Raw genomic sequence first — 19,129 nt, forward strand, 5'->3', positions numbered from 1 at the left:
CCCATCGGACCGAGCGGATGCTCAAGGAAGGAAGGTCCCAGTTGGGTCCTGATTCATCGCAGGACGCACAGACCGTTTCCCAGTTGGGTGAGTTCGGCCTCATCGATCGGGTTACGGCCGGGCGGCCGCAGTCACCTGGCACGTTAATCGGGCCGGGCGACGACGCCGCGGTCCTAGCGGCCCCGGACGGCCGGGTGGTGGCCGCCACCGACGTGCTGGTCGAAGGGGTGCACTTCCGTTTCGACTGGTCGACACCGGAGCAGGTGGGTCGCAAGGCCGTCGCCGTGAACCTCTCGGACATCGCCGCGATGGGCGCGGTGCCGACCGGCCTGCTGGTGGGCCTGGCCTGCTCCCCGGACCTGCCGACGAACGTGGCCGACGAGCTGTCCGCGGGCATGTGGGAAGAAGCACAGCGGGTCGGCATCGGCATCGTCGGCGGCGACATGGTGTCGGCGACCTCACTGACGATCTCGATCACAGCGCTGGGCGACCTGCAGGGCCGGGAGCCGGTGACGCGGTCGGGCGCGCAGCCGGGGGACGTGGTCGCGGTGGCCGGCCGGCTGGGCTGGTCGGCGGCCGGTTTGGCCGTGCTGGGGCGGGGTTTCCGCTCGCCGGTCGCGGTCGTCGGCGCGCACCGCGTGCCGGAGCCGCCGTACGCGGCGGGGCCGCAGGCGGCCGTCGCGGGCGCGACGTCCATGGTGGACACCTCGGACGGGCTGCTGGCCGATCTCGGGCACATCGCCGAGGCGTCGCAGGTGGCCATCGACGTCCGGACCGAGCAGGTCGAGGTGCCGCAGCGGCTGACCGAGGTCGCCTCGGCGCTGGGCGCGGACGCCCGGCACTGGGTGCTCACCGGCGGCGAGGACCAGGCGCTGGCCGCGACGTTCCCACCGGGACGTCCGCTGCCGGAGGGCTGGCGCGCGATTGGCGTGGTCGCCGAGGGGGCCGGTGTCACGGTGGACGGCGGCGAGTACGAGGGCCCGGCGGGCTGGGAGCACTGGCGTTGAGGCGGGATCGCCGAGGACTTCCCCGAACGCGGAGAACCCCGATGCGCCACTGGCGCATCGGGGTTCTCCGCGTTCGGGTCGATCAGCTCGCCGGGGAACCTGCCGGGGCAGGCGCGTCCTGCATCAGCGGCTTGTTCGCCGTCTCCTTCATCAGCAGGATCGGCACCAGCGCCACCAGGGCCGCGGCCATCAGGTAGAACGCCGGGAACATGGTGTTGCCGGTCGAGGTGACCACGGCGTCGTTGACCAGCGGCGCAGTCCCGCCGAAGGCCGCCGTGGAGATGTTGTACCCGATGCAGAAGGCCGCGTAGCGGACCTTCGTCGGGAACATCGCCGGCAGCGTCGCCGCCAGCGGCCCGATCAGCTGCACGTGCCCGATCGCCAGCAGGCCCAGCCCCAGGATCGTGGTCAGCACGGTGCCCTGGGAGATCAGCATGAACGCCGGGATCGGCAGCACGATGAAGCAGATCGCCGCGGACAGGAACAGCGGCTTGCGGCCGACCCGGTCCGACAGCGCGCCCACCGGCGTGATGATCACCATCATGAACAGCACCGTGAGCAGCAGCGGGACCAGGACCTGGTATTCCTGGCCGTCCTCCACGTGGAGCGTGTTCTTGAGGTACGTCTCCATGTAGGTCAGGATCGTGTAGTTGGCGATGTTGATCAGCACCACGATGCCCATCAGGATCAGCAGCTGCCGCCACCATTCCTTGATCAGGTCCTTCAGCGGCGACTTGGCCACCTGGTGCGTCGCTTCCAGCTTCTTGAACGCCGGCGTGTCCTCCAGCTTGCTCCGCAGGTAGAGACCGACGCCGCCGAGCGGACCGGCGATCAGGAACGGAATGCGCCAGCCCCAGCTTTCCATCGAGGCGGTGTCCAGATTCAAGATCAGGATCGTCGGCACCAGCGCGCCGAATCCGAATCCGACGAGCGTGCCGAATTCCAGCCAGCTACCCCAGAAGCCGCGGCGGCGGTCCGGCGCGAACTCGGCGATGTAGGTCGCCGCGCCGCCGTATTCGCCGCCGGTCGAGAAGCCCTGCAGCAACCGGCACAGCAGCAAGAGCATCGGCGCGAAGACGCCGATGGCCTCGTAAGTCGGCAACAGACCGATCACGAACGTCGATCCGGACATCAGCAGGATCGTCAGCGCCAGCACCTTCTGCCTGCCGATCCGGTCGCCCAGCGGGCCGAAGAACAGGCTGCCCAGCGGCCGGAACAGGAAGGAGATCGCGAAGACGCCGAAGGCCGAGATGGTCTCCAGCGGGCCGGGGAAGAACTGGTGGCCCACGTATGCGGCCACATATGCATATACGCCGAAGTCGTACCACTCCGTGCAGTTGCCGATTGCCGCTGCGCCGACCGCGCGACGGAGCAGAGAGCGCTGCTCGGCTGATGTTTCGGCTGATTCCTGCGAAGTCATGAGTTTGCGGCCCACCTCCGGGTCATGCCATCCACCCTTGCGGTCTTCAGAACTCCGGTGAACCTAGCCGAGCGGCCTTGTGGAGGCCACCAAAAGCCGTGGATTGCGTTATTCCGATGTTATTTCCTATATGCAAAAGGTCACCGATCGAGCGGTCCGCGCGTTGTGCCGGAGTGTCGCCGATTTGACAGCCGAATTCGGCGGATGACTAGCGGAAATGGTGCTTTCGTGTGACAGCCGGATACGGGTGTGCGCCATATCGCCCGGCATGTTACTTCCATCGAGTGTGACGTGCGACACGTTGACCGTTCGAAGTCGATCTCGGGGCTGTCCGGCGGGCGATCTTGGTAGCTCGCTAGGGTGCTCGCATGGTCGCACGTCCGTTGCACGAGCTCGTGGAGGCCGGTTGGGCGCGAGCCCTGGAGCCGGTCGCCGATCAGATCAAGAAGATGGGCGAGTTCCTGCGCACCGAGGTAGCCGAGGGCCGGACGTACCTGCCCGCCCCGGAGCACGTGCTCCGCGCCTTCCAGCAGCCGTTCCACGACGTGCGGGTGCTGATCGTGGGCCAGGACCCGTACCCGACGCCCGGGCACGCGGTCGGCCTCAGCTTCTCCGTCGCGCCCGGCGTCGCGCCGCCGCGCAGCCTGGTCAACATCTACCGCGAGTACACCGAGGACCTCGGCCACCCCACGCCCTCCGGCGGCGACCTCACGCCGTGGACCGAGCGCGGGGTGCTGCTGCTCAACAGGGCGCTGACGGTCCGGCCCCGCAACTCCGGTTCGCACCGGGGCAAGGGCTGGGAGGAGATCACCGCGCAGGCCATCCGCGCGCTGGCCGCGCGGGAGGAGCCGCTGGTGGCGATCCTCTGGGGTCGCGACGCCCGCGACCTGCGCCCGCTGATGCCCGGCGTGGAGTGCGTCGAATCGCCGCACCCGAGCCCGATGTCGGCCGACCGCGGCTTCTTCGGTTCCCGCCCGTTCAGCCGGGTGAACGAGATCCTCGAACGCCGCGGCATGGACCCCATCGACTGGAAGCTGCCGTAGAAGGGGTTTCTGCTCGCCTTGCTCAGCGGTGCGGGTAGCGGCCCCCTGCGGGAGTTACAGACGCCGCCTGGACTGTGGGAGCCCCGACTTGCGTATGACCAATACGCGGCATCGGGGACTGGCCTCGCCCAGTAGCCCGGAAGGGGCGGGCACCGTCTGAGAACCCGCGGCGGTGCAAGCTGCGTGCGTGGCGAAGGAGAAAGCGGCTGCGCCGCTTGCCTGGCCGCCCAGCACCGCCGAGCAAGCCCCGGCGCAGGCGCGTTTTGGCTGCTCGCGGCGTATGGATTTCGGTTCCGCCCGGTCGTACATTGGCCCTTGCCGGATGATGCGTTCAGGGCGGAAGAAGGCTCGTCATGAGAGCCGGCCGGAACGGCAGCGAGCTGCGGTGCCTGATCCGCAGGATATTTCCGGGCGCGAACCCGCTGCGGCGGCGCACCGACTACTTCGAGCCCGCCGCGCTGCTGCTGGTCGCGCTGATCGCGGTCGCCACCGTGGTGGCGGCCCTGTTCGTGGCGCAGTCCGAGCTGCGTGGCCGGCTCGCCGACGTGGATCGTGAGCAGGTGGCCAAGCACCAGGTGGTGGCGACGGTCGTCGCCGAGCTCGGCGACGGCGCCGGGAACGCGCACAGGCCGGTCGCGGTGCGCTGGGGGCAGCCGCCGGACGAGCGCTTCGCCGTCATCGAACTACCGGCCCGCGCCCCGGCGGCCGGAACCGTCCCGGTGTGGCTGGACCAGCAGGGCGGGCCGACCTCGCCGCCGCTGACCCGCGCCGAGGCGACCCAGGCAGCAGGCATGGCCGGGGCGAGCGTGCTGCTCGGATCTGCGCTGGTTACCACGGTGGCCCTGATGGGGGCCCGGCTGATCGTGACCCGCAGGCGACTCGCGGCCTGGGCCGCGGAGTGGGAAAAGGTCGGCCCCCAGTGGCGCAACCACGCCTCGTGAGGCCGTGAACGCAGAAAACCCCGGGGCGCTGGGCCCCGGGGTTTTGCGCGCAGTCGAGTTCAGCCGCGGACGACCTTGCCGGCCTTCAGGCAAGAGGTGCACACGTTCATGCGCTTGCGCTGCGAAAGGCCGATCTTGGCGTGCACGGTCTGAATGTTCGGGTTCCACCGGCGCTTGGTCTTCCGGTGGGAGTGCGAGACCGAGTTGCCGAAGCCTGGTCCCTTACCGCAGACGTCGCAGACGGCAGCCACGTCAGACACCCCTTAACTTTGCTTGACGGTTACAGCGATGAGAGCCGCAAGCGCACCACGGCCGCATCAGCCTCGCGTGAGCGCTCACTGTCCACCGCCGTGACCGGCGGTCTCAGCCCGGAGAACCCGGTTGCCCGGGGTCATCGCCACCCTGGGACCGGATCAGTGTAGCCCACCGGCGAAGGCGCTCCCGGCGGTGGGGGCGAGTGCCGATGCGTGCCGAACCCGGCGCGGACAGCGACTAGTCTCGGACAATCCGATCGTAGGTGGCGGCGTGGGAGGTCGCGGGTGTTGCGGACGCTGACTGCGGCGGCTGCCCGCCGGTGGGCCGATCTGGCGCTGGCCGGGCTGGCGGCCGAGCGCGACGCGATCGACCGGATCAACGTCTACCCGGTCGCCGACGGCGACACCGGCACCAACCTGCTGCACACGATGCGCGCGGCGGTGGAAGCGCTCGACGCGGTCGAGCCGGACACGCTCGGCGGTGTTCTCGCCGCGCTGTCGAAGGGCGCGCTCGGCGGCGCGTGCGGGAACTCCGGTGTGTTGCTCTCACAGGCCCTGCGCGGTATCGCCGAGTCGTTGCGCGACGTCGCCGAAGCCGACGGCGGGGCGTTCGGTGCGGCGTTGGCCCGCGCGGACGAGCTGGCCAGGCAGGCCGTCGCCGAGCCCGTTGAGGGCACGGTGCTGTCGGTGTTGCGCGCCGCGGCGCTCGCGGCCGGTTCCGGCGAGCTCGACGCGGTCGTGCACCGCGCGACCCGGGCGGCTGTCGACGCGTTGGCCGCCACTCCGGGCCAGCTCGCGGCGCTCTCCGACGCCGGCGTCGTCGATGCCGGCGGGCGGGGCCTGGTGATCATGCTCGACGCGTTGCACGCGGTGGTGCGCGAGGGCGAGCGGCTCGCGCCGGAGGCGCCGGTGCCGGGCGATTCGGCTGTGCTGGAGCACGAGTCGCAGCACGAGTACGAGGTCATGTACCTGCTGGCCGACACCGATCAGGACCGGGTCGCGGCGCTGCGCGCTGCGTTGTGCGCGCTCGGCGACTGCGTGTCGGTGGTCGGTGACGGCGCGGATTCCTGGGCCGTGCACGTGCACTGCGGCGACATCGGGGCGGCGATCGAGTCGGGCATCGGGACCGGGCGCGTGCACAAGATCAAGGTCACCCGGTTCGCCGACCAGCAGGCCGCGTTCGCGCGGGACGTCGCCGTGCTCGCCTGCGTCACCGACGAAGTCCTGGGGGAGCTGTTCGCCGCCGAGGGTGCGGATGTGCTGGTCGGCGGCGCGGAGCTGACCGAGGAGCGGCTCCGCGAGGCGTTCGTCGCGACCGGCGCCGCGCACGTCGTCGTGCTGCCCAACGACGCGGCTACGGCCGCCGCGGTGGAGCGGGTCGGCGCGGTCGGCGAGGGGCAGGACGTGGTCGTGGTGCCGATGGCGTCGCCGGTGCAGGGTCTGGCCGCGCTCGCGGTGCACGATCCGACCCGGCGCCGGGCCGCAGACCAGGTGGCGATGGCCGAGGCGGCGGCCGCGACGCGGCGCGGCGAGCTGCGCATCGCCGATGCCGAGGCGCTGACCTGGGTCGGCCGCTGCCTGCCCGGCGACGTGCTCGGGCTGATCGACGGCGAGGTCGTGCTCATCGGCGACGACGTGCCCGCCGCGGCCCGCGAGCTCGCCACCAGGATGCTCGCCACCGGTGGCGAGCTGCTCACGGCGCTGATCCGGGCCGATGCCCCGGACGGCCTGCCGGATGCGCTGGCCGGACACCTCCGCCACGCCCATCCCGAGGTCGAGTTCGCCCACTACCCGGGCGGGAACCTCGACGCACTGCTCCTCATCGGCGTCGAGTAGCACCTCCGCCGACACTCGCATCACTCCGATGTGTTCGCGTTTTGCCTGGTCAGGCCCGTGTGCGCTTCTTGCTGCCATGGCGACGAAAGTACGCACGGGTCCTGACCTGCGCGAACGGTGAGGCTGCTGGCACGTAAGAAGTGAATGGTGCTAGTGTCATTAGCACCATGTTGCTTTCGTTGGATTTGCACGATCAGCGGCCGCTGCACGAGCAGGCCGCCGACGCCATCCGGCGCGCCATCACCGACGGCGAGGTCGCGCCGGGCGATCGGCTGCCGCCCGCGCGGGACCTGGCGGTCGCGCTGCAGATCAACCCCAACACCGTGCTCCGCGCGCTGCGCGAGCTGCGAGAAGAGGGGCTGCTGGAGTTCCGCCGCGGGCGCGGCGTCACGGTGCTGCGCCGCCCGGATGCGAAGGCCGCGCTGCAGCGGAAGGTCGGCGACCTATTGGCCGAGGCTGAGCGCCACGGCTATCGGCCGGACGACGTCATCGAGTGGATCAGGCAGGGGGAGAGATGAGGGATTCATCCGGGCCGGAGTCGGGTGGCCCACCAGACGCAGGAGGCGAAATGACGTACCGCACCCGGTTCCTGGCCGCCTCGGGCCTCTGGGTCGTGGCCGTGGCGGCGGTGCTCCACTTCGGCATCCGGGCCTTCCGCGACCGGCTCCCCGATCCGATCGCGTCGCACTGGGGCTTCGCCGGCGCGCCGGACGATTCGACGTCGGTCGCGGGTTTCCTGATCTTCGTGCCGATCGGCTGGCTGGTGCTCGGGTCGGCCGTCGCCGGGTACGCCGCGCGCGGCTGGCGGCAACGCCGCACCCGCGCCGCCGCGGGCGCCATCCTCGCCGCCGGCGCGGTGTTCATGATCGGCCTGGCGGCGCTGACGGTGTGGGCGAACCTCGACGTCGCCGAGTGGCGGCAGGCGCGGTCGATGAACTGGCAGATCATCCCGGTGCTGCTGATCGCGGCGCTCGCCGGCCGGCTCGGCTGGTCCGCCTGCCACCGGGGGCCGGACGAGGGCGCGCAAGACGCGGCCGAGGGGCCGGAGCTGGCGCTGAAGCCGGGCCAGCGGGCGGTGTGGCTGGCGTCGGTGTCGAGCCCGGCGCTCCGCGCGGGTGGCTGGCTCGTGCTGCTGGCCGCGGCCGCGACCGCCGTCTTCCAGCCCTGGCCGATCGTGCTGGCCCCGCTGCTGGCGGGCGCGGCCTGCCTGGCCCTGTCCTCGGCGCGGGTGCAGATCGACGAGCGCGGGGTCCGGGTCGCGTTCGGGCCGCAGCGCTGGCCGGCCCGGCTGATCCCGCTGGCGAAGATCGACGGCGCGCGGGTCGAGACCCGGCGGCCGCTGGAGGTCGGCGGCTGGGGTTACCGGGTCCGGCCGAGCAGCACCGCGATCATGCTGCGCGGCGGCGAATGCCTGGTCCTGCGGCTGACCTCCGGCCGCGACTTCTACATCAGCGTCGACCACGCCGAACGCGGCGCGGAACTGGTCAACGCGCTCATCACCGAACGCTCGGCACTGTGAGGGGAGACGACGTGGGACGTCGCGATCTGTGGGTGTACTTGCTGGTGGCGCTGGGCGGCGCGTGGCTGGTGGCGCTGCCGCTGTGGCTCGCGGGCGGCCTGGGCAGCGGTATCCCGTGGCTCGCCGGAGTCATGATGTTCACGCCGACGCTGGGCGTGCTCGCGGTGCGGCTGCTGGACCGCCGCGTGCCGGCCCGCGAATGGGCCCGCGCGACCGGCCTGACCTTCGGGCCGCGCAAGGGGCGCACGGTCCTGCTGCTGCTGGCCGCCTGGCTCGGCACGCCGCTGATCAGCGCGGCGGCCGTCGTGCTGAGCGCGGCCGTCGGGGTCCTCGCGGTGGACTTCGACTTCAGCCTGATGCGCGAGGCCATGGGCGGCGCCCCGCCGATCGGCGTCGGGACCGTCGTGCTGATCCAGCTGGTGGCGATGGTCCTGTTCGCGCCGTTGATCAACTCGGTGCTCGCCTTCGGCGAGGAGTGGGGCTGGCGGGGCTGGCTGCTGCCGCGCCTGATGGAGTTCGGCACCTGGCCCGCGCTGCTGCTCTCCGGTCTGATCTGGGGCGTCTGGCACGCACCGCTGACGCTGCTCGGTTACAACTACCCGCAGCTCGGCCCCTGGGCGGCGGTCCTGTTCACCGGGTTCTGCGTGATCTACGGGGTGCTGATGGGCTGGTTGCGGCTGTACTCGGGCAGCGTCTGGCCCGCGGTGCTGTGCCACGGCTCGTTCAACGCGTCCGCCGGTCTGCCGATGATCCTGGGCTCCGCGGCCGGGCCGCCGAACGTGGTCATCGCCGGGGCCACCGGCCTGGTCGGCTGGGTGCTGATGGCCGCGCTGGCGCTGTTCGTGACGCGCCGGTGGCGCCTGGCTCGGGCCCCGCAGCCGGTCGCAGCCGCCTGACCAGCCCCGGCCCGGTCGGCGATGCCCGGCCGGGCCGACCGGTGGCGGCGGCCTGGCGCTACTGTCGTTACTGGTCGTCGACTGTCCCGGGAGCGTCCAGTGAGTGTCCGAAGCCGGTATCTGTGGTTCGTCGGTGGCTGGACCGTGCTCATCGCGCTGCTGATGATCGCCGTCCCGCTGCTGCTGCGCGCCCGGTTGCCGGAGCCCATCGCGATCGAGTGGACGTCGTCGGGGGCGCCGAAGAGTTCCAGCTCGCTGCGCGACTTCCTGTTCGACAAGCTCGTCTGGTGGCTGGCGGTCGCCGCGGTGTGGAGCGTGTTCGGGGTCCGCGGGGTGCTGCGGCGGCGCGGTCTGGCCTGGGCTGGGGCGGCGCTGGGCGTCTTCGGCTCGCTGATGCTCGGCACCGTCGTGCTGACCACGCTCACCAACCTGAATGCCACGGACTTCCGGGACACCGTCGATCTCCACGCGCAGGGCTGGCTGCTGCTGGGCGGTGCGCTCGCGGGCTGGCTCGGCTGGCGGCTGGGCAGCCAGAGCGCGCGGGTCGCCGCCACCGACTGATCGACGCGTCGGTGCCGTCCGATAACTTGCGGGTGCCTGCCCGGCGGGACGACCGGTGACGATGCGCACGGCGGAGGACATGCAGTGACCACATTGGACGCGAAGCTCGACCGGGTGCTCGGCGCCAAGACCGGCAAGGCGCTCGATTCGGCGCTGGGCCTCGTCACGGTGGGGGATCTGCTGCGCCACTACCCCCGCCGCTACGCCGAGCGCGGCGAGCTGACCGCGATCGCCGGGCTGGAGCTCGGCGAGCACGCCACGGTGCTCGCGAAGGTCGAGCGGGTCAGCAAGCGCACCATGAAGTCCCGCCGCGGCACCATCGTCGAGGCCCGGATCACCGACGGCCACCGCTCGCTGAGCTGCACGTTCTTCAACCAGGCGTGGCGGGAGCGCGAGCTGCTGCCGGGGCGGCGCGGCATGTTCGCGGGCAAGGTCACCGCCTTCCGCGACCAGCTGCAGCTGGCGCACCCCGAGTACCAGCTCTTCGACGCGGACAAGACCGATCTCGGTTCGGCGGCCGAGGAATTCGCCTCCGCAGTGCTCCCGGTCTACCCGGCCGCGCAGGGGCTGCCGTCGTGGTCCCTCGCGCGGTGCGTGGGCCAGGTGCTGGACGTCTGGGACGGCGCCGAAGACCCGCTGCCGGAGGAGCTGCGCGACCGGATGGGGCTGGCCGATCTCGAGTCGGCGCTGCGCAAGATCCACCGCCCGCAGAACTTCGGCGATGTCCAGGCCGCGCAGGACCGGCTGAAGTGGGACGAGGCGCTGGCGGTGCAGCTGGCGCTCGCGCAGCTGCGCGGCGCGGCGAAGTCGCACCCGGCGCCGGTGTGCCGGATGCGCGACGACGGCGTCCTGGCGGCGTTCGACCAGCGGATGCCGTTCGAGCTGACCAAGGGGCAGCAGGAGATCGGCGAGCAGATCGCCGCCGACCTGACCGCCGAGCACCCGATGAACCGCCTGGTGCAGGGCGAGGTCGGCAGCGGCAAGACGGTGGTGGCGCTGCGCGCGATGCTGCAGGTGGTGGACTCCGGCCGGCAGGCGGCGATGCTCGCGCCGACCGAGGTGCTCGCCGCGCAGCACGCCCGATCGCTGCGGGAACTGCTCGGCGACCTGGCGATGGCCGGCGAGCTCGGCGGCGCGGGGAACGCCACCCGCGTCACGCTGCTGACCGGCTCGCTGAACGCGGCGCAGCGCAAGAAGGCGTTGCTGGAGGCGGCTTCCGGCGAAGCCGGGATCGTCGTCGGCACGCACGCGCTGATCCAGGACCGGGTGTCGTTCGCGGATCTCGGCCTGGTCGTGGTGGACGAGCAGCACCGCTTCGGCGTCGAGCAGCGCGATGCGCTGCGGGCGCGCGGCGGGGACGACGCGTCGCCGCACGTGCTCGTCATGACCGCGACGCCGATCCCGCGCACGGTGGCGATGACGGTCTACGGCGACCTGGAAACCTCGGCGCTGCGGGAACTTCCGCGCGGCCGCTCGCCGATCAGCACGAGCGTCGTTCCGGTGGCGGAGAAGCCGGCCTGGCTGGACCGGGCCTGGGCGCGCATCCACGAGGAGGTCGCGGCCGGGCACCAGGTCTACGTGGTGTGCCCGCGGATCGGCGACGACGAGGAGAACCCGGGCAAGGGCAAGAAGAAAGCGGCGAAGTCCGCTGTGGACGACAGCGACGGCGGCGGCGAGGAGCCGCCGCCGGAGGACGGCGAGGAGCGGCGGCCGCCGCTGGCGGTGCTCGACGTCGCGGAGCAGCTCGCGGCCGGGCCGCTGGCGGGCCTGCGGCTGGGCATCCTGCACGGCAGGCTGCCCGCCGACGACAAGGACGCGGTGATGCGCGCCTTCGCCGCGGGCGAGCTCGACGTGCTGGTCGCCACCACCGTCATCGAGGTCGGCGTCAACGTCCCGAACGCGACCGTCATGGTGATCATGGACGCCGACCGGTTCGGCGTCAGCCAGCTGCACCAGCTGCGCGGCCGCGTCGGCCGGGGCAGCGCGCCGGGCCTGTGCCTGCTGGTCAGCGAGGCGATGGCGGGTACCACGACGCGGGACCGGCTGGACGCGGTCGCCTCCACCACGGACGGCTTCGAGCTGGCCCGCCTGGACCTGGAACTGCGCCGCGAGGGCGACATCCTCGGCGCGGCGCAGTCGGGCCGGAAGTCGGGGCTGAAGATGCTGTCGCTGCTGCGCGACGAGGACGTGATCGCCCAGGCCCGTGAGGAGGCGGACCGGGTGGTCGGCGAGGACCCGCAGCTGCGGAACCACCCGGGTCTGGCGCGGATGGTCGCGGAGGTCGTCGACGCCGAACGCGCGGAGTACCTGGAGAAGACCTGAGCGAACGGCCAGTTCGTCTCGGTTGGTGAGGTGAATGGTCCGTTCGCTTCGGTTGGTGAGGTGAGCGGTCCGTTCGCCTCGGGGATGCGATGCGGGCCGTGCCGGTGTCAGCGCCGGGGTCAGGTGCGGGGCTTGGGGCGTCGAGTGGCCGGTTGTTCCCGGTGGTCGATGGAGAGGAACAAGGGGCCACCGTGCGCAGCCCTGCCCGGGCGCTCGGCCGGGCCCGCAGGGTGGCGGTCTGGGCGTGGACGTCGGCTGCCCTGGTGTCGAGAACGTGAGGGCGCGGTGGCATCGGTGGCTCCCCGGTGCGGCGTCGCGGTCGGGTTTTCAGCGCCCTCCACGGTCTTGTGGTCTTCTGGGGTCCGCCGGCCGCCGATCGGGCGGCAGTCCGGAGCGGGCGCCACGCCTGAGCGCTAGTAAGAGATCGAAAATTCGGCAGAAGAAAAATTAGCGCCGATTTCTTTTGGTCTAGACCTTGCATCAATGGGTATTTGGGCAGGTCATAAAGGTAGCGAGGTGTCCATCACCTGAGAGGTTCTCCCGGTTAGGGGAATTTTCGCGGTACGGTGCTCACACCGACCGACACCTGCCCAGGAGGAGCCGGCATGTTCCGCAAGGTCCTCGTCGCGAATCGCGGCGAGATTGCGATCCGCGCGTTCCGCGCCGCGTACGAACTAGGCGCGGGCACGGTCGCGGTGTTCCCCCACGAAGACCGCAACTCGCTGCACCGCCTGAAAGCCGATGAGTCGTACGAGATCGGCGAGCCTGGGCATCCCGTCCGCGCTTACCTGTCCGTCGAGGAGATCGTCAAGGCCGCGCGGGAGGCCGGCGCGGACGCCGTCTACCCCGGTTACGGCTTCCTCTCCGAGAACCCCGAGCTGGCGCGCGCCTGCCGGGAAGCCGGGATCACCTTCGTCGGCCCCAGCCACGAGATCCTGCAGATGACCGGCAACAAGGCGACCGCGGTCGCCGCCGCCCGCGAGGCCGGCGTGCCGGTGCTGGACTCCTCGGCGCCGTCCCGAGAGATCGACGAGCTGCTCACCGCCGCCGAGAGCATGACGTTCCCGGTGTTCGTCAAGGCCGTCGCCGGTGGCGGCGGGCGCGGCATGCGTCGCGTCGACAACCCCGCTGGGCTGCGCGAGGCGCTGGAAGCCGCGATGCGCGAGGCCGAATCGGCCTTCGGCGACCCGACGGTCTTCCTGGAGCAGGCGGTCATCAACCCGCGGCACATCGAGGTGCAGATCCTCGCCGACGCCGCGGGCAACGTGATCCACCTCTACGAGCGCGACTGCTCCGTGCAGCGCCGCCACCAGAAGGTCATCGAGATCGCCCCGGCGCCGAACCTGGACCCGCGGCTGCGGGAGCGGATCTGCGCCGACGCCGTGGCCTTCGCCCGCAAGATCGGCTACGTCAACGCGGGCACCGTGGAGTTCCTGGTCGACGAGCAGGGCCGCCACGTGTTCATCGAGATGAACCCGCGCATCCAGGTGGAGCACACGGTCACCGAGGAGGTCACCGACGCCGACCTGGTGCAGTCGCAGCTGCGCATCGCCGCCGGCGAGACGCTCGAAGACCTCGGCATGACGCAGGACGCGATCCGGTTGCGCGGCGCGGCCCTGCAGTGCCGCATCACCACCGAGGACCCGGCCAACGGGTTCCGCCCGGACACCGGCATGATCAGCGCCTACCGCTCGCCGGGCGGCGCGGGCATCCGGCTCGACGGCGGCACCGCGTTCGCCGGCACCAGCGTCAGCGCGCACTTCGACTCGATGCTGGTGAAGCTGTCCTGCCGGGGCCGCGACTTCGCCACCGCCGTCGCCCGCGCCCGCCGCGCGGTCGCCGAGTTCCGGATCCGCGGCGTGTCCACGAACATCCCGTTCCTGCAGGCGGTGCTGGACGATCCGGACTTCGCCGCGGGCAAGGTCACCACGTCGTTCATCGGCGAGCGGCCGCACCTGCTCACCGCCCGCCACTCGGCCGACCGCGGCACCCGGCTGCTGAACTACCTCGCCGACGTCACCGTCAACCGGCCCAACGGCGAGCGCCCGACCACCCCGGACCCGGTGCACAAGCTGCCGGCGATCGACCTGTCGGTGCCGCCGGCGGCCGGCTCCAAGCAGCGCCTCACCGAGCTCGGCCCGGAGGGCTTCGCCCGCTGGCTGCGGGAATCCAAGGCCGTCGGCGTCACCGACACCACCTTCCGCGACGCCCACCAGTCCCTGCTGGCGACCCGAGTACGCACCCGCGACCTGCTCGCGGTCGCGCCGCACGTGGCGCGGCTGACGCCGGAGCTGCTGTCCCTGGAGTGCTGGGGCGGCGCGACCTACGACGTGGCGCTGCGGTTCCTCGCCGAGGACCCGTGGGAGCGGCTGGCGAAGCTGCGCGAGGCGGTGCCCAACATCTGCCTGCAGATGCTGCTGCGCGGCCGCAACACGGTCGGCTACACGCCTTACCCGACCGAGGTGACCGAGCACTTCGTGCAGGAGGCCACCGACACCGGCATCGACATCTTCCGCATCTTCGACGCCCTCAACGACGTCGAGCAGATGCGCCCGGCCATCGAGGCGGTGCGGGCCACCGGGAAGTCGGTCGCCGAGGTCGCGCTGTGCTACACGGCCGATCTGTCCAACCCGGACGAGAAGCTGTACACGCTGGACTACTACCTGCGGCTGGCCGAGCAGATCGTCGACGCCGGCGCGCACGTGCTGGCGGTCAAGGACATGGCCGGGCTGCTGCGGCCGCCGGCGGCGGCGAAGCTGATCTCCGCGCTGCGCAAGGAATTCGACCTGCCGGTCCACGTGCACACCCACGACACCCCGGGCGGCCAGCTGGCCACCTACCTGGCGGCCGTCCAGGCCGGGGCGGCCGCGGTGGACGCCGCGACGGCGTCGCTGGCCGGCACCACGTCGCAGCCCGCGCTCTCGTCGGTGGTGGCCGCTACCGACTACACCGAGCAGGCCACCGGCCTGGACCTGCAGGCGGTGTGCGACCTGGAGCCGTACTGGGAGTCGGTGCGCAAGGTCTACCAGCCCTTCGAGGCGGGCCTGGCGTCGCCGACCGGGCGCGTGTACAAGCACGAGATCCCCGGCGGCCAGCTGTCGAACCTGCGCACCCAGGCGGTCGCGCTCGGGCTGGGCGACAAGTTCGAGGAGATCGAGGCGATGTACGCCGCGGCCGACCGGATCCTCGGCCGGCTGGTCAAGGTGACCCCCTCTTCGAAGGTGGTCGGCGACCTGGCGCTGCACCTGGTGGGCGCCGGCGTGGACCCGGCCGACTTCGAGGCCGACCCGCGCAAGTTCGACATCCCGGACTCGGTGATCGGGTTCCTGCAGGGCGAGCTCGGCGAGCCGCCGGCGGGCTGGCCGGAGCCGTTCCGCACCCGCGCGCTGGCGGGCCGCACCGCGGTGCGCAAGCTCGCGGAACTGTCCGATGAGGACCGCGAGGGGCTCGTCTCGAACCGCCGGGGCACCCTGAACCGGCTGATGTTCGCCAAGCCCACCAAGGAGTTCACCGAGCACCGCGAGGCGTACGGCGACACCTCCCTGCTGCGCAGCAAGGACTTCTTCTACGGGCTGCGCGCGGGCGAGGAGTACTCGGTGGACCTGGAGCCGGGCGTGCGGCTGCTGATCGGCCTGGAAGCGATCAGCGAGCCCGACGAGCGCGGCATCCGCACCGTGATGGCCATCCTGAACGGGCAGCTGCGGCCGATCCAGGTCCGCGACCGCTCGGTGGCCACGAACCTGCCGGTCGCGGAGAAGGCCGACCGGTCCAACCCCGGCCACGTGCCGGCGCCGTTCGCGGGCGTGGTGACGCTGTCGGTCGGCGAAGGCGACGCTGTGGAGTCGGGCCAGACGATCGCCACCATCGAGGCGATGAAGATGGAGGCGGCGATCACGGCCCCGCAGGGCGGCCGGGTGAAGCGCCTGGCGATTGGCGCGGTCCAGCAGGTCGAAGGCGGCGACCTGATCATCGAACTCGGCTGATCGGAACCACGAGAGCGGGCCGTTTCCCCAGGAGGCGGCCCGCTCTCGGCGTGTCAGGGGCGGAACGGGTTCTCGATCAGGAGATTCCCGAACCGCCGACCGTGCTGCATGTCCTCGGTGAGCAGCTTCGTCGCCCCGGCTCTCAGCGCTGCTTCGACGATGAGCGCGTCGTAGAACGCGACCGTGTGGTCCTCTTCCAGCTTGCCGGCCAAGACGATCAACAGCGGGTCGGTGCGAACCGGGTCCCACTCGGCGTACTTCGCCTCCACCTGGCGCGCGGTTTCGCGGGTCAGCTTGGTCTTTCGGGTCGACCGGACGGGGTGGGCTGGGTTGGTCCGTTCGTCGCTGCCGGGGAGATCGGCTCCGTGCCATGATCCGGTTACTGATCCGGGAGGTTCGGCATGAGACGGCTGGGTGTTGCGTTGGCGGTGTTGCTGGTCCTCGCGACGGCGCCGAGCGCAGGTGCGGTGGACCGCGAATGGCTCGCCGACCGGATCGCCGCAGGGGACGACGAAAGCGTGGCGCACCTGGCCGCGCTGGACGGCATCGCCGCCGCCAACGGCGGGAACCGCGCTACGGGCACCCCCGGGTACGACGCTTCGGTGCGCTACTTCACCGACCAGCTCCGCGCGGCCGGGTACCAAGTGACCTACCAGGACGTGCCGTACCACGGGTTCCGCGCCGATGTGGAGCGTCTGACCGCGCCGGACGGATCGGCGGTGCGCATCCTGATGTCCCAGTACGCGCCGTCCACCCCGGAAGGCGGTATCACCGCGCCGCTGTTCGTGCTCGGCGCCGCCGACGACGCCACCCCCGGTTGCGAGGCCGCCGATTTCCCGCCCGACGTCCGAGGCGCGGTCGCATTGGTGCGCACCGGCGGTTGCACCACCCCGGACAAGGCCCGGGCCGCCGGCGCGGCCGGTGCGGCAGCGCTTGTGCTGCACGACGTTTCGCCCGCGCCGTGGGCGGTCCTGCGGTTGCGCGCACCGGATTCGGCGATCCCCGTCGGGCACGTCACGCAGCTCGTCGCCGAGGAACTAGCGGGCCAGGCGGGGCGACCGGTCACAGTGGATCTGCGCGGGCACGAGGAGTACGGCACGACGGTGAACGTGTTCGCCGAGACCGCCGGCGGCGCTGCCGGCAACGTGGTGATGGTCGGTGCCCACCTGGACAGCGCGCAGGACGGCCCGGGCGTCAACGACAACGGGTCCAGCGCTGCGGCGGTGTTGCAGGCGGCGTTGCGGCTCGCGCCCTACCAGCAGGTCGTGCCGAACAAGGTCCGGTTCGCGTTCTGGGGCGCGGAGGAGCTGATCAACGTCGGGTCGCACCACTACGTCGACTCGCTCACGCCGGAGGAGATCCGCGACATCGCGCTGTACCTGAACTTCGAGATGCTCGCCTCGGGCAACCACGCGCACTTCGTGATGGACGGCGACGACAGCGAGCACCCGGACACCGGGGGCCCGGGCGCGCCGCCCGGTTCCGGTGCGGTGGAGGGCGTGATGACGCAGGGGTACCGCGTGCAGCACGCGCCCGTGCTCAGCGCCGACTTCGCCACGATGCCGTCCGACAGCGAGGCTTTCATCGCGGCCGGGGTGCCCTCGGGCGGGGCGCACGGTGGCATCCGCGGCATCAAGACGCCGGAGGAGGCGGCGATCTTCGGCGGTACCGCGGGGCAGTTCTACGACCCGTGCTACCACCAGCCGTGCGACGACCTGGCGCACATCAACCGGGATGCGATGCGGCAGAGCGCCGGTGCGGTGGCATGGGCAGTCGGCCGGTTCGCGGTGTACGCCGCGGACGTCCGCGCCGAATCGGGGCGCTGATCAGCTCGCACGCAGCGGCAGTTCGTCCAGGCCGCGTTGGGTGGCAGTGGGGCGTTGCCGCGCCGCTCCGGCCGGTTCGATGCGATCGAATGCGTCCGCCATCGCGTGCAGCAGCGCGACGCCGATCCGGTTGGCGAGGTGTCCGCCCAGGCACGAGTGAGCGCCGCGCCCGTACAGCAGGTTCGGGCCTGCGGGGCGGGTGAGGTCCGGCTCGTCCGGGTTCGGGAAGACGGCCGGGTCGTGGTTGGCCGCGCCGAGCATGGCGATCACGACGTCACCGCGCCGCAGCGGGCGTCCGCCCAGTTCGACGTCCGCCAGGCAGAACCGGCTCACCGCCTGCACCACCGGGTCGAGGCGGCCGAGTTCGGCGACCCCGTCGGTGCCCAGCCCGCGCAGTCTTCCCGTTTCCAGCGGTTGCCGGCGCACCAGCCGGTGCACCACGTTGCCCAGCATGTTGCTGGTCGAGGAATAACCCGCGTCGAACACCGCTTTCGCCGAGTTCACCAGGTGTCGCCGGTCGATCGAACCGATTTCGGCGAACCCGGCGAACAGCCCGGTCCGCGCGGTGGAAACCCACCGCGCCACGATGTCGTTGAGCACCTCGCGGGCCGCCAGCGCCGGTTCCCGGCGTTGCGGGTCCAGGCCGGAATCCATGCCGAGCACCATCGTTCGGGACGCTCCGCGCAGCGGTCGGTCGTCGTCCGGGTACGGGACCTCGCACAGTAGGCACATCGCGTGCAGCGCCAGCGGTTCGGCGATGTCGGCGACGAAGTCGAAGGGACCGCCGGCGGCGCGGCGGAGCAGTTCGTCGGCGGTCGTGCGGACCTCGGCGGCCCAGCGGTCCAGGTCCTGCCCGCGCAACGCCCGCACGAAGTGGTGCCGCACTTCCGGGTGTTCGGGGGCGTCCATCGTCTGCAGGCTGATCACTGAGTCCGGGATCGGCAGCCCGAGCCGGCGCGGGTCGGACCCGAAGACGGTCGGCTCGCGCAACACGCGAGAGCAGTCGTCGTGGCCGGTCAGCACCCAGGATTGCAGTTGTTCGTGCCAGTGCACCGGGTCGGTGGCCCGCAGCCGTGCGTAGACCGGGTAGGGGTCGGCGAGCATCTCGGGGGACAGCGGGCGGAAGATCTCACCGGTGTCGGTGGGCGAAGCGGTCATCGGCACTCCTCGGCACGACTGGAAAGCCGGTGCCTCCCGTGCTTCGCGGAGGCACCGACCATTGCTCAGCTTCGCGACTGTTCTCAGTGGACGTAGGACATGGCGGACCTCCCATCGCTCACGTGATCAGAAGGCGGTGCATGAACCGAACCGGTGGCGTGCGGACGCGCGGGTGGAAGAAGCGAATTCGGACTCGTGCGAAGTTCGGACCTGAGTGCGGTCGCGCCGCCGAATTCTCCGGACCCAACGCGGATTCGCCCCGCGTTCGAAGGCGAGGCTACTCCCGGGCGCGCCCGCCTTCCAGCAAGTCCGCCTGATCGGCGCACCTTCTGGAGAAAGTGTGGAATTCCCATTCAGCGCAGG

15 protein-coding genes are annotated in these 19,129 nt (G+C 71.4%); 11 read left to right on the forward strand and 4 right to left on the reverse strand.

What is annotated here, in order from left to right:
* Window positions 1–17: 17 nt before the first annotated feature.
* Window positions 18–1,007 (forward strand): thiamine-phosphate kinase, encoded by a 990-nt coding sequence (locus AC07FN_RS29015; RefSeq protein WP_478398466.1) that lies wholly within the window; start codon window positions 18–20, stop codon window positions 1,005–1,007.
* Window positions 1,008–1,089: 82 nt separating this feature from the next.
* Here the strand turns inward: AC07FN_RS29015 and AC07FN_RS29020 are convergent, their stop codons facing one another.
* Window positions 1,090–2,427: an MFS transporter gene (locus AC07FN_RS29020; protein WP_478398467.1), complete on the reverse strand. Its 1,338-nt coding sequence runs from the start codon at window positions 2,425–2,427 to the stop codon at window positions 1,090–1,092.
* Between the two features lie 368 nt (window positions 2,428–2,795).
* Between AC07FN_RS29020 and AC07FN_RS29025 the strand changes: the two genes are divergently transcribed.
* Together AC07FN_RS29025 and AC07FN_RS29030 are read left to right on the forward strand one after the other, a co-directional pair.
* Window positions 2,796–3,470 carry a uracil-DNA glycosylase gene (locus tag AC07FN_RS29025; RefSeq protein WP_478398468.1) on the forward strand — a complete coding sequence of 225 codons (675 nt, stop codon included), beginning with the start codon at window positions 2,796–2,798 and terminating at the stop codon, window positions 3,468–3,470.
* Between the two features lie 353 nt (window positions 3,471–3,823).
* Window positions 3,824–4,411: an Rv1733c family protein gene (locus AC07FN_RS29030; protein ID WP_478398469.1), complete on the forward strand. Its 588-nt coding sequence runs from the start codon at window positions 3,824–3,826 to the stop codon at window positions 4,409–4,411.
* 59 nt (window positions 4,412–4,470) lie between these two features.
* Here the strand turns inward: AC07FN_RS29030 and rpmB are convergent, their stop codons facing one another.
* Window positions 4,471–4,662 (reverse strand): 50S ribosomal protein L28, encoded by a 192-nt coding sequence (rpmB, locus tag AC07FN_RS29035; RefSeq protein WP_093262649.1) that lies wholly within the window; start codon window positions 4,660–4,662, stop codon window positions 4,471–4,473.
* Window positions 4,663–4,950: 288 nt separating this feature from the next.
* On the opposite strand from rpmB, the gene AC07FN_RS29040 reads away from it, so the two are divergent.
* From AC07FN_RS29040 to AC07FN_RS29070, 7 genes are all read left to right on the forward strand, one after another.
* Window positions 4,951–6,501 (forward strand): DAK2 domain-containing protein, encoded by a 1,551-nt coding sequence (locus AC07FN_RS29040; RefSeq protein ID WP_478398470.1) that lies wholly within the window; start codon window positions 4,951–4,953, stop codon window positions 6,499–6,501.
* A gap of 179 nt (window positions 6,502–6,680) precedes the next feature.
* Window positions 6,681–7,019, forward strand: a complete 339-nt coding sequence (locus AC07FN_RS29045) for a GntR family transcriptional regulator (RefSeq protein ID WP_452618730.1) — start codon at window positions 6,681–6,683, stop codon at window positions 7,017–7,019.
* 50 nt (window positions 7,020–7,069) lie between these two features.
* On the forward strand, window positions 7,070–8,020 hold the full coding sequence (locus tag AC07FN_RS29050; RefSeq protein ID WP_478398471.1) for a DUF1648 domain-containing protein: 951 nt from the start codon (window positions 7,070–7,072) through the stop codon (window positions 8,018–8,020).
* An 11-nt stretch (window positions 8,021–8,031) separates the two neighbouring features.
* Window positions 8,032–8,916, forward strand: coding sequence for a lysostaphin resistance A-like protein (locus AC07FN_RS29055; protein WP_478398472.1), 885 nt, complete (start codon window positions 8,032–8,034; stop codon window positions 8,914–8,916).
* Between the two features lie 99 nt (window positions 8,917–9,015).
* Window positions 9,016–9,477 (forward strand): hypothetical protein, encoded by a 462-nt coding sequence (locus AC07FN_RS29060; protein WP_478398473.1) that lies wholly within the window; start codon window positions 9,016–9,018, stop codon window positions 9,475–9,477.
* 84 nt (window positions 9,478–9,561) lie between these two features.
* Window positions 9,562–11,799: an ATP-dependent DNA helicase RecG gene (gene recG / locus AC07FN_RS29065; RefSeq protein WP_478398474.1), complete on the forward strand. Its 2,238-nt coding sequence runs from the start codon at window positions 9,562–9,564 to the stop codon at window positions 11,797–11,799.
* 605 nt (window positions 11,800–12,404) lie between these two features.
* Window positions 12,405–15,782 carry a pyruvate carboxylase gene (locus AC07FN_RS29070; protein ID WP_478398475.1) on the forward strand — a complete coding sequence of 1,126 codons (3,378 nt, stop codon included), beginning with the start codon at window positions 12,405–12,407 and terminating at the stop codon, window positions 15,780–15,782.
* Between the two features lie 53 nt (window positions 15,783–15,835).
* Here the strand turns inward: AC07FN_RS29070 and AC07FN_RS29075 are convergent, their stop codons facing one another.
* The gene (locus AC07FN_RS29075) at window positions 15,836–16,051 is read right to left on the reverse strand and encodes a hypothetical protein (protein ID WP_478398476.1); all 216 of its coding nucleotides are present in this window, start codon (window positions 16,049–16,051) and stop codon (window positions 15,836–15,838) included.
* Window positions 16,052–16,183: 132 nt separating this feature from the next.
* Between AC07FN_RS29075 and AC07FN_RS29080 the strand changes: the two genes are divergently transcribed.
* Window positions 16,184–17,608: a M28 family peptidase gene (locus AC07FN_RS29080; RefSeq protein WP_478398477.1), complete on the forward strand. Its 1,425-nt coding sequence runs from the start codon at window positions 16,184–16,186 to the stop codon at window positions 17,606–17,608.
* Here the strand turns inward: AC07FN_RS29080 and AC07FN_RS29085 are convergent, their stop codons facing one another.
* Window positions 17,609–18,766, reverse strand: a complete 1,158-nt coding sequence (locus tag AC07FN_RS29085; RefSeq protein ID WP_478398478.1) for a cytochrome P450 — start codon at window positions 18,764–18,766, stop codon at window positions 17,609–17,611. It abuts the gene before it with no gap.
* Window positions 18,767–19,129: the final 363 nt, after the last annotated feature.

It is taken from the genome of Saccharopolyspora sp. NPDC045941 (assembly GCF_056431445.1).